Annotated in this window: 7 protein-coding genes and 1 riboswitch; of the genes, 2 read left to right on the top strand and 5 right to left on the bottom strand. The window is 44.2% G+C overall.

All coding sequences use genetic code 11. The features are described 5' to 3' along the window. Positions 1–807: 807 nt before the first annotated feature. Positions 808–2,088, bottom strand: coding sequence for a sodium:proton antiporter (locus tag AB4503_RS24770; RefSeq protein WP_017061334.1), 1,281 nt, complete (start codon positions 2,086–2,088; stop codon positions 808–810). A gap of 169 nt (positions 2,089–2,257) precedes the next feature. Between AB4503_RS24770 and metH the strand changes: the two genes are divergently transcribed. Next, on the top strand, positions 2,258–5,935 hold the full coding sequence (gene metH / locus AB4503_RS24765) for a methionine synthase (RefSeq protein ID WP_017061335.1): 3,678 nt from the start codon (positions 2,258–2,260) through the stop codon (positions 5,933–5,935). A 114-nt stretch (positions 5,936–6,049) separates the two neighbouring features. Here metH and lysC read toward each other — a convergent pair whose 3' ends face one another. Further along, positions 6,050–7,417 carry a lysine-sensitive aspartokinase 3 gene (gene lysC, locus AB4503_RS24760; protein ID WP_372115874.1) on the bottom strand — a complete coding sequence of 456 codons (1,368 nt, stop codon included), beginning with the start codon at positions 7,415–7,417 and terminating at the stop codon, positions 6,050–6,052. A 108-nt stretch (positions 7,418–7,525) separates the two neighbouring features. Further along, positions 7,526–7,703, bottom strand: a riboswitch (Lysine riboswitch). Between the two features lie 176 nt (positions 7,704–7,879). Between lysC and AB4503_RS24755 the strand changes: the two genes are divergently transcribed. Next, positions 7,880–9,019, top strand: a complete 1,140-nt coding sequence (locus AB4503_RS24755; RefSeq protein ID WP_017061337.1) for an alanine--glyoxylate aminotransferase family protein — start codon at positions 7,880–7,882, stop codon at positions 9,017–9,019. Between the two features lie 112 nt (positions 9,020–9,131). Here the strand turns inward: AB4503_RS24755 and AB4503_RS24750 are convergent, their stop codons facing one another. The 3 genes from AB4503_RS24750 to galU form a co-directional block, all read right to left on the bottom strand. Next, complete coding sequence (locus tag AB4503_RS24750) at positions 9,132–10,895, bottom strand: PglL family O-oligosaccharyltransferase (RefSeq protein WP_372115873.1); 1,764 nt, start codon at positions 10,893–10,895, stop codon at positions 9,132–9,134. A 96-nt stretch (positions 10,896–10,991) separates the two neighbouring features. Next, positions 10,992–13,823, bottom strand: coding sequence for an excinuclease ABC subunit UvrA (uvrA, locus tag AB4503_RS24745; RefSeq protein ID WP_017061339.1), 2,832 nt, complete (start codon positions 13,821–13,823; stop codon positions 10,992–10,994). A 149-nt stretch (positions 13,824–13,972) separates the two neighbouring features. Further along, positions 13,973–14,845, bottom strand: a complete 873-nt coding sequence (gene galU, locus AB4503_RS24740; RefSeq protein WP_017061340.1) for a UTP--glucose-1-phosphate uridylyltransferase GalU — start codon at positions 14,843–14,845, stop codon at positions 13,973–13,975. Between the last annotated feature and the right edge of the window lie 264 nt (positions 14,846–15,109).

Below are 15,109 nucleotides of genomic sequence, written 5' to 3'. Positions count from 1 at the left end.
TTAATTTTCCGGATTGGTATAATATACGCCATTAGCAAAGCCGCGGATTCTCCTACTTACCAAAACAGCGCGTGTTGGGAGTCTAAACCTCCAACCTTTCCATATACTAAGCCTCAGCAGAAATACTGGGGCTTTTTTGTATCTGCTGCTTCTACGAAGTAATGTTGGGATAACTAGGCGCTCCTAGCTCACCTGCGTGCTCGAATCTCCGGAGTGCCTACTCATTCCAGCCTTGCCATATTTAAGACTCTAGTCTGCACGTCTCGGCAGAAATGCTAGCGCTTTTTATTCCTGTCATTTTTACAAGTATCACTTGAAGTACCATGTATTCCTTTAGCTATCTCTATCGAACACTGATTTAGTGCAGCCTTGCTGTATTTAATGACTTAGTTCAAAGCTAAAGCTTTCTGTTCACCACTCATCTAGCTCCGTAGTCCTGTTAATAACTAACGCTATTCTAGCGAGACGTTGAGTCCCGTTATTTTTGTTTCCAGGTGAAAGGTGAAGCCTTTCGATTGAAGCTTATATAACTTGAGAGTGGGTTATTGGGTAGACTAACGAGTGAGCAGAAGAACGAGTTCTCAGTATGACTTAACCTTCTGAACGAGTTCTGGCCAAATTTAGTGCTCCCCCGAAATTAAGGCTTTCGATTACTCCAATAATAGTGGTATCAAATATCGATATGAGCTCTATGTTCCACGCATACCTTTCAGCGATAGCTTCAGTATGGGAATTGGTGAGTTTGACTTCCATTGGGTATAAAAAAGGCCACCTAAAGTAGGCGGCCTTGGTTGATCTATCTAGGTGTTAATCTAGCTCTTTCTCTGCTTGTTTTGCTTTCTCTATCATAGGAGTGATAGTTGAGCCTTGAACCAGAATAGAAAACACAACAACGGCGTATGTCATGACAAGGATTATCTCTTTAACATCGATTGCTTTGTCTTCAATTACCCAGATACCTGAAGGGATTGAAAGTGCCATGGCTAGTGCTAAGCCACCGCGTAAACCACCCCAAGTTAGAATCTTAATCGACCACGGGTTGTAAGTTCTAAAGCGTTTAAATCCGATGTAAGACAAGAAAACACTCAAGTAACGTGCACTCAATACTAGAGGGACTGCGAAAGCCATTAAGATCCAATCTTCTTGGTGGAATTTGAATAACAGCATCGACATACCAATTAGTAGGAATAATACGCCGTTTAAGAATTCATCTATCAATTCCCAGAAATGATCTAAGTGATCTTCACTCTCTTTTGAGAATCCGATAAAGCGAGTCCAGTTACCAATCATGATACCTGATACCACCATCGCTAATGGGCCTGATACATGTAGAACTTCAGCAAACGCATAACCAGCAGTTGGGATGCCGATGGTTAATAGCAACTCCATCGAGTGGTCATCGGTATTGCTGATTAGGTAGTGGAATACAAGACCTAAAACAAAACCATAGACAATGCCGCCAATCGCCTCTTGAACGAATAGCATGGTCACACTACCGACGGTTGGCGCTTCTGTGCCGAATGCGATAGTAAATAGGGTTACGAAGATAACTAAGCCAAAACCATCGTTGAATAGAGATTCTCCCTCGATTTGAGTAGAGATTCTTCTGGGAGCGTCGAGTTTCTTTACTATTGCTAGCACGGCGATGGGATCGGTTGGAGAGATTAGCGAGCCAAAGAGTAGACAGTAAATCAGATCAAATTGAATACCGATGAACTGGCAAAACCCGTACAGCACAAAACCGATAAAGAATGTTGAAAACAGCGTAGCACCTAACGCGAGTACTGTTATTTCCCATTTCTGGTCTTTTAGGTTTGGTAATTTGATTCCCAAACCGCCTGCAAATAGTAAGAATCCTAATATCCCTTTTAGAAGGAAATCTTCAAAATTGATACTGGCAACGGTTTCTGAGGCGATGTCAGCCAATTGGAACCAATTGTTTTGTCCCGCAATGATAATTAATAGAGATAACATCATTGAGCCAGCTGTAATGGCGATGGTTGTCTGCATTTTACCAATTTTTGTATTCACGAAAGCAATAAGCATGGCTGCAGCGGACAAGAAGCATAAGGTGTAATAGACCGACATTGGGATTCCAACATGTAACAAAGTATGAATATGAATTTTCGTTGTCTCATGCTCAAATAGCAAACATTTTTTTGTCATGACTCAGTAATCAATTTCCTTTTTTAGACGTCTAGACTCCTTTTTAATGTGTGATAGGATGGAGGGATAATTAAAGGAATGAGGTTGTACCGTGGGAAGTAATGTAAGGCAAAAGATTGACGCTCTGTTGAAGCAACGAATTTTACTGATTGATGGTGGCATGGGCACCATGATTCAGGATTATAAATTGGAAGAGCAAGACTATCGTGGTGAACGCTTTGCTGATTGGCACAGTGACTTGAAGGGCAACAATGACCTTTTAGTTCTTACACAGCCTAAACTTATCAAAGATATCCATATGGAGTATTTGGAAGCTGGGGCTGACATCCTCGAAACCAATACCTTTAACGCTACAACCATCGCTATGGCCGACTATGATATGGAAAGCCTTAGTGAAGAGATTAACTTTGCTGCTGCCAAGCTTGCTCGTGAAGCAGCTGATGAATGGACTGCAAAGACCCCAGATAAACCTCGCTTCGTCGCGGGTGTATTAGGTCCAACCAACCGAACTTGTTCTATCTCGCCTGATGTAAACGATCCAGGTTACCGTAATGTTAGCTTTGACGAACTGGTTGAAGCTTATTCTGAATCGACTCGCGCGCTCATTAAGGGCGGTTCAGATTTAATTCTTATTGAAACTATCTTTGATACGTTAAACGCGAAAGCGTGTGCTTTTGCGGTTGAATCTGTTTTCGAAGAAGTAGGTATCAGTCTGCCAGTGATGATTTCCGGTACCATCACTGATGCATCAGGTCGTACCCTTTCAGGACAGACGACAGAAGCATTCTACAACGCCCTTCGTCATGTAAAACCAATCTCATTTGGATTGAACTGTGCATTGGGCCCTGATGAACTGCGTGAGTATGTCGGTGAGATGTCTCGTATCTCAGAGTGCAATGTTTCTGCTCACCCTAATGCGGGTTTGCCTAATGCATTTGGCGAGTATGACCTTTCTCCTGAGGATATGGCTGAACATGTTAAAGAGTGGGCTGAAAGTGGCTTCTTGAACCTAATTGGTGGGTGTTGTGGTACTACTCCAGAGCATATCCGTGAAATGGCTGAGGCCGTTGAAGGTGTAACGCCGCGTCAATTGCCAGACTTACCAGTTTCTTGTCGTCTTTCGGGACTAGAGCCACTGACGATAGCTAAAGAATCTTTGTTCGTGAATGTAGGTGAGCGGACCAATGTTACCGGCTCTGCACGCTTTAAGCGCCTTATCAAAGAAGAGCTCTACGACGAAGCCTTGAGTGTAGCTCGAGAGCAAGTCGAGAATGGTGCTCAAATTATCGATATCAACATGGATGAAGGGATGCTAGACGCCGAGGCGTGTATGGTTAAATTCCTGAATCTATGTGCTTCAGAACCTGAAATCTCGAAAGTACCTGTTATGGTCGATTCTTCTAAGTGGGAAGTTATCGAAGCTGGCCTAAAGTGTATTCAAGGCAAAGGCATCGTTAACTCAATCTCTCTAAAAGAAGGCAAAGAGAAGTTTGTTGAGCAAGCCAAATTAGTTCGTCGTTATGGTGCTGCTGTCATCGTGATGGCGTTTGATGAAGTCGGGCAGGCTGATACTCGAGAGCGTAAAGTCGAAATCTGTACCAATGCCTACAACATTCTTGTTGATGAAGTCGGTTTCCCACCAGAAGATATTATTTTTGACCCGAATATTTTCGCAGTGGCTACTGGTATCGATGAGCATAATAACTATGCGGTTGATTTCATTGAAGCAGTAGGAGACATCAAACGCGATCTCCCGCATGCGATGATCTCTGGCGGTGTGTCGAATGTTTCATTCTCATTCCGTGGTAATAACTACGTCCGTGAGGCTATTCACGCGGTATTCCTATATCACTGTTTTAAAAACGGTATGGATATGGGCATTGTAAACGCTGGTCAGTTGGAAATTTACGATAATGTTCCAGAAGATCTGCGTGATGCTGTTGAAGATGTCGTACTAAACCGTCGTGATGATTCGACTGAAAGATTGCTGGATATGGCGACCGAATACCTAGAGCGTGCTGTTGGTAAGGTTGAAGATAAATCTGCATTAGAGTGGCGAACTTGGCCTGTAGAGAAGCGTTTGGAGCACTCTTTGGTAAAAGGTATCACCGACTTTATTGTTGAAGATACCGAAGAAGCTCGTGTTAATGCCTCTCGTCCTATTGAAGTGATTGAAGGTCCTCTAATGGACGGAATGAACGTTGTTGGTGACCTGTTTGGTGAAGGTAAGATGTTCTTACCACAGGTTGTAAAGTCTGCGCGTGTGATGAAACAGGCGGTTGCCCATTTAGAACCATTCATTAATGCATCCAAAGAAGTGGGCGCAACTAACGGTAAGATTTTGTTAGCGACCGTTAAAGGTGACGTTCACGATATCGGTAAAAATATCGTTGGTGTGGTTTTACAGTGTAATAACTACGAAATTATCGACTTAGGTGTGATGGTTTCTTGCGAGAAGATTCTCAAGGTAGCGAAAGAAGAGAATGTCGACATTATTGGCCTGTCTGGGCTGATTACACCGTCTCTTGATGAAATGGTACATGTTGCTAAAGAAATGGAGAGACAGGGTTTCAAGCTGCCTCTTCTGATTGGCGGCGCAACCACATCTAAAGCTCACACAGCAGTTAAGATTGAGCAGAATTATTCAGAACCTGTTGTATACGTAAATAATGCCTCGCGTGCAGTGGGTGTTTGTACTTCACTACTTTCTGATGAATTGAAACCCGCTTTCGTTGAGAAGCTGGATATCGATTACGATCGCGTTCGAGATCAGCACAATCGTAAGAAGCCTCGTACCAAGCCTGTCACGCTTGAAAGAGCTCGTGCCAATAAAGTTGCTATCGATTGGGATGCGTATACGCCACCTGCACCCGCTAAGCCGGGAGTTCACATCTTCAATGATTTTGATGTGGCGACTTTGCGTCAGTACATCGATTGGACTCCATTCTTTATGACATGGTCATTGGTTGGTAAATACCCTGCAATCCTTGATCATGAAGAAGTGGGTGAAGAGGCAAAACGTTTATTCAAAGATGCTAATGATTTACTGGATCGCGTAGAGAAAGAGAAGCTGCTTGAAGCGCGTGGTATGTGTGCCATGTTCCCAGCGAACAGTGTTGGTGATGATATTGAGGTGTATACCGATGAATCTCGTACCGAAGTTCTAAAAGTTCTACACAATCTTCGTCAACAAACAGAGAAACCAAAAGGCTTTAACTACTGTTTGTCTGATTACATTGCGCCAAAAGAAAGCGGTAAAGCGGATTGGATTGGTGGCTTTGCGGTTACGGGTGGTATTGGTGAGCGAGAGCTGGCTGATGAATACAAAGCGAAAGGCGATGACTACAACGCGATTATGATTCAGGCGGTTGCTGACCGATTGGCTGAGGCGTTCGCGGAATATCTGCATAAAGAAGTGAGAAAGGATATTTGGGGTTACTCGCCAGATGAGAATTTGTCTAACGACGATTTGATTCGAGAGAAATACCAAGGTATTCGTCCAGCTCCAGGTTATCCTGCTTGCCCTGAGCATACAGAGAAAGGCACGTTGTGGGAGCTGATGGATGTTGAAAAGGCAATCGATATGTCATTAACGACAAGCTACGCGATGTGGCCTGGTGCCTCAGTGTCTGGTATGTATTTCTCACACCCTGATGCTAGATACTTTGCTATTGCACAGATTCAACAGGATCAAGTGGATAGCTATGCTGACCGCAAAGGTTGGGATATGTTAGAAGCCGAGAAGTGGTTAGGTCCAAACATTAACTAGTTTGAATCTACGACGAGCTTTGATTCGTATAGTAAAAAAGAGAAAGGGTTGCTTAATAGCAACCCTTTTTGTATCTGAGATTTAGTTATTTCTCTGTTGGTGATAAACGCATTTTTACTCAAACAATTCTTGGTGCAGTTTTTGAATCGCCAACTTAGAAACAGATTCATCTAGCAAGAAACACAGGTTGTGTGGGCTTGCTCCGTAACAAATCATGCGCAGGTTGAAATCTTCAAGGGTGCTGAATACTTGCTTAGCGTAGCCTTTGCTTTCACTCATATTATTACCAATCAATGCCACTAAACACAGGTCATGTTCCACATCGACTGAACAAAGCTCTTCTAGCTCAAGACGTGCTGCTTCTGGTAATTCAGGAGCACCACCAGATGTATCAGTTTGATCTAGGGTGAGTGAAACACTGATCTCAGAGGTAGTAATCAGATCGACAGAGATCTTATGTTTAGCAAGGATCTCGAACACTTTCGCAAGAAAGCCGTAAGCATGGAACATATTAGCGCTACGCAGCGTAACCATGGTTTGGTTGCAGCGAAGGGCGAGGGCTCTGAATAGTGGAGAGCTTTCCACCTGTTGGCGAATCCAAGTTCCACCCAACTCTGGTGCTTTAGAAGAGCCGACAAATACCGGGATTTGGTGGCGTAATGCAGGTACTAGAGTCGATGGATGCAAGATCTTCGCACCAAAGTTTGCCATTTCCGATGCTTCACTGAAGCTGATCTCTGGGATAGGAGAAGCTTTAGGTGCAATACGAGGGTCAGTGGTGTAAATACCCGGAACATCCGTCCAGATTTCTAGACCAATCGCCTGTACAGATTCGGCAATCAATGCTGCTGAGTAATCACTGCCACCGCGGCCTAAAGTCGTGGTGTTACCTTCGCTATCAGCGCCGATAAAACCTTGGGTAACGACAACTTGTTGTTGGCAAAGTGGAATCAGTTTCTCTTGCGCTAGAGCGGCAATATCTTCTAGTTGAGGTTCGGCTTTACCAAAATCATCATTAGTACGCATCACATCTCTGATATCAAAGCGAACAGCAGGAGTGCCTCGTTCAGAGATGATCTGAGCCAAGATGTGTGTCGACATCAACTCGCCACATGCGACAAGGTGATCCGTCAGTTTAGTACTTGTTTGGAATGATGCGGCCTCTGCAGCGCTCGCAATGTCATCAAGAATGCTGTGGACTTCTTTTTCGATGCTGATTGGATCTGCGAGTTGGTCAAGAATTGCGTTGTGAATGTCCGCTAATTGCGCCATTAGTTCCTGACGACGTGCTTTATCTTGAACACCATTTGCTAGTTCAACCAGCAAGTTAGTGACACCAGAGCATGCACTACTCACGACCAGTTTCGTGTTTGAGTTGTTTTCAATAATGGCAGCACAACGGCTCATTGCTTCAAAGTTGGCAACACTTGTTCCACCAAACTTAGCGACATTAAAAGAACCAGCTACATTAGATGCACTCACGATATATCTCCCACGACTTCCTAAAATAAAATTACGGTTGGGTAATCCAACGTCCGATGTTTTTCGAAGAGAGTTTTAGAGCAAAAAGAGAGGAATTATTAGAATAGTAACCTCAGAAGCTCTTCACCATATAGAAATGGCGACAGTTGACGGGATTCAGCCCGCTCAACCGATAATAAAGGTCCTGCATCCTTTTATTATCTCGGCACTGCTCCCCATAAATGTTTTGTATTGGAAATGCGGTTCCACAAAACATCTGCCTGGGCAGTGCTCCTCTTCTGCTAGATAGCCGTTTCATTGAACGTTTTTGTGGTAACAATGTCAATCCGTAACTTGAGATAATTGAAAAATAATTTTAACAATTATGTGACAGTGGTTTGACCTCAATACTTATGGCTAATTGCTGAGGTAATCAATTTGCTTTAGGGTGGATTGTTCACAACATTAACGTAAGGGATGTACATGTCTAATTTACCACTCACTACTGCTATCGATAGCTTTTATCCACCACACCGAACGTTAATGGGACCTGGTCCTTCAGATATCTCACCTCAAGTGTTACAGGCTTTGAGCCGTCCAACCATAGGTCACTTAGATCCGCTGTTTATTGCGATGATGGACGAGCTTAAACAGCTTCTTAAATACGCTTTTCAGACTGAAAACGAATTTACGATTGCCGTGTCTGCACCGGGCAGTGCGGGTATGGAGACCTGTTTTGTTAACTTGATTGAGCCTGGTGAAAAGGTGATTGTTTGTCGTAACGGTGTCTTCGGTGAGCGTATGCGAGAAAACGTGGTGCGTTGTGGTGGCGAAGCGATCCTTGTTGATGACGAATGGGGCAAGCCCGTTTCAGTTGAAAAGGTAGAACAAGCATTGGCAGAAAACCCCGATGCCGTTGCTGTTGCATTTGTGCATGCAGAGACATCAACCGGAGCGTTATCTGATGCTCAAGCTATCTCTGCTGTCGCTCGTCAGTTTGATGCGTTAACGATTGTTGATGCAGTGACATCATTAGGTGGTGTGCCATTGCTGGTTGATGAGTGGCAGCTTGATGCGGTTTATTCTGGCAGCCAAAAGTGTCTGTCTTGTGTGCCAGGGCTATCTCCAGTGACTTTCTCTCAGCGTGCGGTTGATAAAATGAAAGCCCGTAAAGCACCAGTGCAAAGCTGGTTTTTGGATCAAAGTTTAGTATTAGGTTACTGGAGTGGGGAAGGTAAGCGTAGCTACCACCATACCGCACCCGTGAACAGCCTTTATGCTCTGCATGAGTCGCTGGTTTTGTTGAAAAATGAAGGCTTAGATAATGCGTGGTCTCGTCATCATGCGATGCACCAAGAGCTTAAAGAAGGCGTAGAAGCTCTAGGGTTAAAGTTTGTGGTTGATGAAGAGAGCCGCCTGCCGCAGCTTAATGCACTTTATTTCCCAGAAGGAATTGATGAGGCTAAGATCAGAACGCAGCTTTTAGAAGAATATAATCTTGAAATCGGTGCTGGGCTTGGCTCTTTGGCTGGTAAGGCATGGCGTATCGGCCTAATGGGTTACGGTGCTCGTAAAGAGAATGTCGCGTTGTGCCTAAAAGCGCTAAAAGATGTTTTGAAGTAGCTGCATGAACTGAAATTAAAAAGAAAAGCGCACGAGAGATCGTGCGCTTTTTTGTATCTACCCCAAGCTCCTACTGCCTACTAAGTGAAGCTTGCGTTGCGAATTCTTAACATTATTCTGCAGACGAAACGTTATCTTCTGCTTGTGACACTTTCTTATACTGAACCTTTGAAAAGTCTCTGTTAGGGAATAAAAAGTTCGCTTCGCTACGAATTTGCTCTGCTTTACTTTCTTCTCCTAGGCCTTGATACGCCAGAATCAGATTGCTGTAGAAAGCCGGTCTTGGTTTACTCTTTATGATCTCCAGTGACCAATCGATGTAAGGCTGTATAAGGCTCGGGTCGGCTTTGTAGAGGCCGATATTAAGGTAAGTGCTGTATATATCCCAATCGTAGCGATCTTTCCACACTACTGGGTTCGTTACCTGCTTAAGAATGTCCGGATTTTTCGGCTTAGACAGTTCAAACTTAGTCAGTACATAGTTGGTGTGCAGGGCGCTCAACATATAAAAACTCACCAAGATCGGAACCACCAAGCTAGACACTCTAAACAGGGTTTTACTAACGATACTAAACGGCTGTTGATAGTGACGAGAAGCTCGTTGATCGACCCAGTAAATCAAAATGATAAAGGTTATCCAGTGAATCGCTGAGTGGTAAAAAGGGTACTCGAGCTGAGAATGTAAGAGTATCGGTATAAATAGTGCGAGCAGTGCTAGACGTGTTCCCTTCGCTGAGTTTGCTATACGTGACATGACTAAGAACGCAGCAAGCAATATCCCGATGATTGGTACTATTCCGCCTTCAACCCCCCAAAACAGGAATTCATTGTGCGGGTGATCCATTGAAGGAAGGCCGGGATGATAATTTGGGTTGAGTTGATGCTGGCGAGCTGTGTATAGCGTGTATTCAGACTCAAATTTCCCGTAACCATAACCTGTAAATGGCTTTTCGATCATCATATCTAAAGCTTGCGGGAACGTATAAGCGCGCGGGCTTTCTAGGTTCGCTTTCTTGCTAGCGAGGCTATCAGTCGCACTTAGGCTGATCACCGAAAAAGCGACGACGACACCGACGAGCACTGATGCGCACCATCCGTAGAAGCGTTTCTTGGTCGAGAACTTGTATAGATAGGGCAGAATGCAGATAAACCCAATGACAGCGGCCAACCATCCGGTACGTGATGCAATGATGATCAGCAAGGGCACGGTTAAGGTTGGAGTTAAATACAGTAGGAATGATTCGCTGATCTTATGGTTATATTTAGCCGGCTGCCTTGCTAAAAGGTAAGCGGACAGCACAAAACCAGTAGCAAGAAAGCTTGCCATTACATTCGGTTGTTGAAATATCCCATATGGTCGGTTTGCAGCAGTGTTGTAGCCAAATAGGTTGCCAGGTTCTAATAAGAAATATTGCACATAGCCAAATAGTGCTTGTATAACAACAGCAAGTACAATGAACCACAACATACGTTGCTTGTGTTTATTGCTGAACTTAAATTGCTGCAGCACCACAAATAAGGCAAAGCCCGCCCACAATCCAAGCAAGCGTCCTGACGCTCCTTGAGGTGCAGCATTGCTGTATAAAATGGGTAGCGTGAGTATGATGCAGCTAATCAACAAGCCAATTGTTAATTTGGAATACTTGAGTACTCGATTGGTCGCGAGTTGGTAAAAGCCAATCGCTAGCGTGAAGCTTAGCGCTAGCCAAGTGGTAGGGTTAAAGGATAGAGCAAGGCCCGAACCACCAGGATTCGGCATAAAAAAATGCATAGCTAACAAGAATACAACAGCTAAAGAAGCCAGAAATGCTTTGTTGAGTGGTAGCTGAGTGACCTGATTTTCTAGCTGAGTACCGCTAGTGTGTATTGTTGCCATAAATCCCTAACCTTATAAAAACAGAGCTTGTTCCTTCTGAAACAAGCTCTGTTACTTTAACATTTTTCTGTCTGCCCGCAGGGCGCTATTTTACACCTACTTCAAATTTAACATAGGCTTAAGGAAGCGAGCAGTGTGTGAACCTTCGACTAACGCCACATCTTCAGGTGTACCCTCTGCAACAATCTCACCACCACCTTGCCCACCTTCTGGGCCAAGATCTAGGATCCAGTCTGCTGTTTTAACGACATCTAGGTTGTGCTCAATCACGACAACTGTATTACCGTGATCACGCAGTCTATGTAATACCGTCAGTAGCTGCTGGATATCGTGGAAATGAAGGCCTGTTGTTGGCTCATCGAGAATGTATAAGGTTTTTCCCGTGTCTCGTTTAGACAGTTCACGCGCTAATTTAACACGCTGAGCTTCACCACCAGATAAGGTTGTAGCTGCTTGCCCTAAGCGAATGTAAGAGAGGCCAACGTCCATTAAAGTTTGCAGTTTACGAGCGATAACAGGTACCGGGTTGAAGTATTCACGAGCATCTTCCACAGTCATCTCTAGAACTTCGTCAATGGTTTTACCTTTGTAGCGGACCTCTAGAGTCTCACGGTTATAGCGCTTACCTTTACACACATCACAAGGCACATACACATCGGGTAAGAAGTGCATCTCTACCTTGATTACGCCGTCTCCCTGACAAGCCTCACAACGACCACCACGAACGTTAAAGCTGAATCGACCTGGCTTGTAACCACGAGAACGTGATTCCTGAGTGCCCGCGAATAGTTCACGAATAGGGGTGAAAATCCCTGTGTAGGTCGCAGGGTTTGATCTTGGTGTACGACCGATAGGGCTTTGATCTATGTCGATTACCTTATCAAAATGTTCTAACCCTTTAATCTTTTTGTGCTTTGCTGGAACTGCAGTCGTGGCACCGTTTAATTGAGTGTGGGCGACTTTAAAGAAGGTATCGTTGATAAGCGTTGATTTACCCGAACCTGATACGCCCGTAATACAACTGAACAAGCCAACAGGAATTGTCGCGGTCACATTCTTTAGGTTGTTCCCCGTTGCGCCAACGATCTCGACGACCTTTTTCTTGTCGATAGGCGTTCTCTTTTCAGGCACTGCAATTTCTTTAGCACCGCTCAGGTATTGGCCTGTCAAAGAGTTCGGGTTTTCGATGATGTCTTGCATGGTACCTTCTGCCACCACGTGACCACCGTGCACCCCTGCTCCTGGACCGATATCGATAACATGGTCAGCACAACGAATTGCATCTTCGTCATGTTCCACAACAAGTACCGTATTACCTAAGTCTCTCAGGTGAATTAAGGTTTGCAATAGACGTTCATTATCGCGCTGGTGGAGACCAATTGATGGCTCATCAAGTACATACATAACGCCAACTAAACCGGCACCGATTTGGCTCGCCAAACGAATACGTTGCGCCTCACCACCAGACAGCGTTTCAGCACTGCGTGATAGGTTAAGGTAGTTCAAACCAACGTTGACTAAGAAATGCAGACGATCATTGATCTCTTTCATCACTTTATCTGCGATCTGCCCACGTTGACCGTCTAGCTTCAATTCTTGGAAAAATTGTAGTGCGTCAGCAATGCTAAGTTCAACGATTTCCGGAAGTGTTGTATCACCAATGAAAACATTACGAGCTTCTAATCTCAGGCGAGTGCCATCACAGCTAGAGCACGATTTGGTTGAGATGTATTTAGCAAGATCTTCACGCACTGCGCTCGATTCAGTATCACGGTAACGGCGCTCCAAGGTATTTAAAATGCCCTCAAATGGATGACGCTTAACCCGAATATCACCTCGGTCATTGATGTACTTGAATTCCACTTCAGTACGACCTGATCCTTTTAGAATGATCTCTTGAGTCTTTTTCGGTAGAGAATTAAATGGCGCATACAGATCAAAACCATAATGTTCTGACAGCGACGTTAGCATTTGGAAATAGTAGTAGTTCTTTTGATCCCAACCTTTTATCGCACCTTCAGCAATGCTTAGGTTCTCATCTAAAATCACTCGGCTTGGATCAAAATACTGTTGAACACCAAGACCATCACACGTACCACATGCTCCTGCCGGGTTATTAAATGAGAACAGGCGAGGCTCAAGCTCTTGCATGCTGTAACCACATTTAGGACAAGCGAAGTTAGCAGAGAATACGATCTCTTCTTGATCCGTTTCGTCCATCCAGCCGACGACAGCGATACCGCCAGAGAGCTCTAATGTGGTCTCGAATGACTCGGCTAAACGCTGTTGAAGATCAGGACGAACCTTGAATCTGTCTACCACAACTTCAATGGTGTGCTTCTTATGAAGTTCAAGTGCTGGTGGATCGGATAGATCACAGGTTTCACCATCAATTCGGGCTCGGATAAAGCCTTGCGCAGCTAAGTTTTCCAGTGTTTTAACATGCTCACCTTTGCGCTCTTTGACAATCGGTGCCATCAACATCATCTTTGAGCCTTCAGGCAGTTCTAAGACCTTATCGACCATTTGACTGATGGTTTGTGCTGCTAGAGGGATGTTGTGGTCTGGACAGCGAGGTTCGCCTACTCGCGCATACAATAATCTGAGGTAATCATAGACTTCGGTAATGGTACCGACGGTTGAGCGAGGGTTATGTGAAGTCGATTTTTGTTCTATTGAGATAGCTGGAGACAGACCTTCAATATGGTCGACATCAGGCTTTTCCATAAGAGATAGAAATTGACGAGCGTAAGCAGACAGAGATTCAACATAACGACGCTGACCTTCTGCGTAGAGTGTGTCAAACGCAAGTGACGACTTTCCTGACCCCGATAATCCGGTGATGACAGTCAGTTTGTCACGTGGAATGGTTAGGTTGACGTCTTTGAGGTTATGCGTACGAGCGCCTCTAATTTCTATTTTATCCATCTCAATAGACCATGTAATTTTAAGTGGCTAAAGTATTACATAGAGTGAGATTTGTGCAAAGTTTTACTGGATAAAAAAACAGTAAACAAAAAGGGCGACTCAAAGAGTCGCCCTTTCTAAAATCAGTAACGTTAGTGATTAACCAGTCGTTATGCTTCTTTCTTGGTCGAGTGTTTACCTAGCTCGATTTGCTGCTGGTCTTTCTTGTATAGGTTTTCGAAGCAGTAGTTTGTTGCTTCGATATAGCCTTCAACACTACCACAGTCAAAACGTTGGCCTTTAAATTTGTAAGCCAATACACAGCCTGCTTTTGCCTGTTTTAGCAATGCATCAGTGATCTGGATTTCGCCGCCTTTACCTGGTTCTGTCTGCTCGATTAATTCAAAGATATCTGGAGTCAGAATATAACGACCAATGATCGCTAGGTTGCTTGGTGCTGTACCTTGCTCTGGCTTCTCTACCATGTCATCAACTCGGAAAAGGTCATCTTTGATCATTTCGCCAGAGATAACACCGTACTTGTGAGTCTCTTCTTCTGGAACTTCTTGTACAGCAACAATAGAACAGCGGAACTGTTTGTATAGCGCAACCATCTGAGCTAGCACGCCTTGTTGCTCGTTCACACAAAGGTCATCAGCAAGTACTACTGCGAACGGTTCATCGCCTACAAGTTCGCGACCCGTTAAAATAGCATGGCCAAGGCCTTTCATCTCACGTTGACGAATGTAGGTGAAGTTTGCCGCTTCAATCGTTTCACGGATATTAACCAATAGGTCTTCTTTATTGGTGCCGCTAATCTGGTGCTCAAGCTCGTAGTTTTTATCAAAGTGATCCATGATCGAGTGCTTACCACGTCCAGTAACGATGCACATTCCATCCATACCAGCTTCGATAGCTTCCTCTACACCGTATTCAATCAGAGGTTTGTTTACTACAGGCATCATTTCTTTAGGCATTGACTTGGTTGCAGGTAAAAAACGTGTACCGTAGCCAGCTGCCGGGAAAAGGCACTTTTTGATCATGATAAGACCCTTTATCTATAATAATTATTGATTCAACCTGAGTGGTTGATATTTCTGAGGGCAACTCTAGCATAAGTTATGTCGAAAATTCAGCAACAATAGCCATGGTTTACTAGAGCTTCCCTCAAAATTATCGTCAGACTAAGAGGTGGGTCGATTATGCAAGCAGGTTCTGGTTTGCCCATGCTATCGCTTGAACTCTATTTTTTACCGCAAGCTTACGGAATATTTGATAGAGGTGAGAGGCGTTGTTGATCAAATCAG

This window comes from Vibrio sp. 10N.222.55.B11 (assembly GCF_041473705.1).
GTDB classification, from domain to species: Bacteria; Pseudomonadota; Gammaproteobacteria; order Enterobacterales; family Vibrionaceae; genus Vibrio; species Vibrio crassostreae_C.
Note: the sequence above shows the minus strand (reverse complement) of the source record. Positions and strands in the feature narration are given on the sequence as shown.

What these genes read in the sequence shown, in the direction of transcription:
- AB4503_RS24770 (WP_017061334.1), bottom strand. Translation starts at nt 2,088, where the DNA reads ATGTCGGTCTATTACACCTTATGCTTCTTGTCCGCTGCAGCCATGCTT.
- AB4503_RS24755 (WP_017061337.1), top strand. Translation starts at nt 7,880, where the DNA reads ATGTCTAATTTACCACTCACTACTGCTATCGATAGCTTTTATCCACCA.
- AB4503_RS24750 (WP_372115873.1), bottom strand. Translation starts at nt 10,895, where the DNA reads ATGGCAACAATACACACTAGCGGTACTCAGCTAGAAAATCAGGTCACT.
- uvrA (WP_017061339.1), bottom strand. Translation starts at nt 13,823, where the DNA reads ATGGATAAAATAGAAATTAGAGGCGCTCGTACGCATAACCTCAAAGAC.
- galU (WP_017061340.1), bottom strand. Translation starts at nt 14,845, where the DNA reads ATGATCAAAAAGTGCCTTTTCCCGGCAGCTGGCTACGGTACACGTTTT.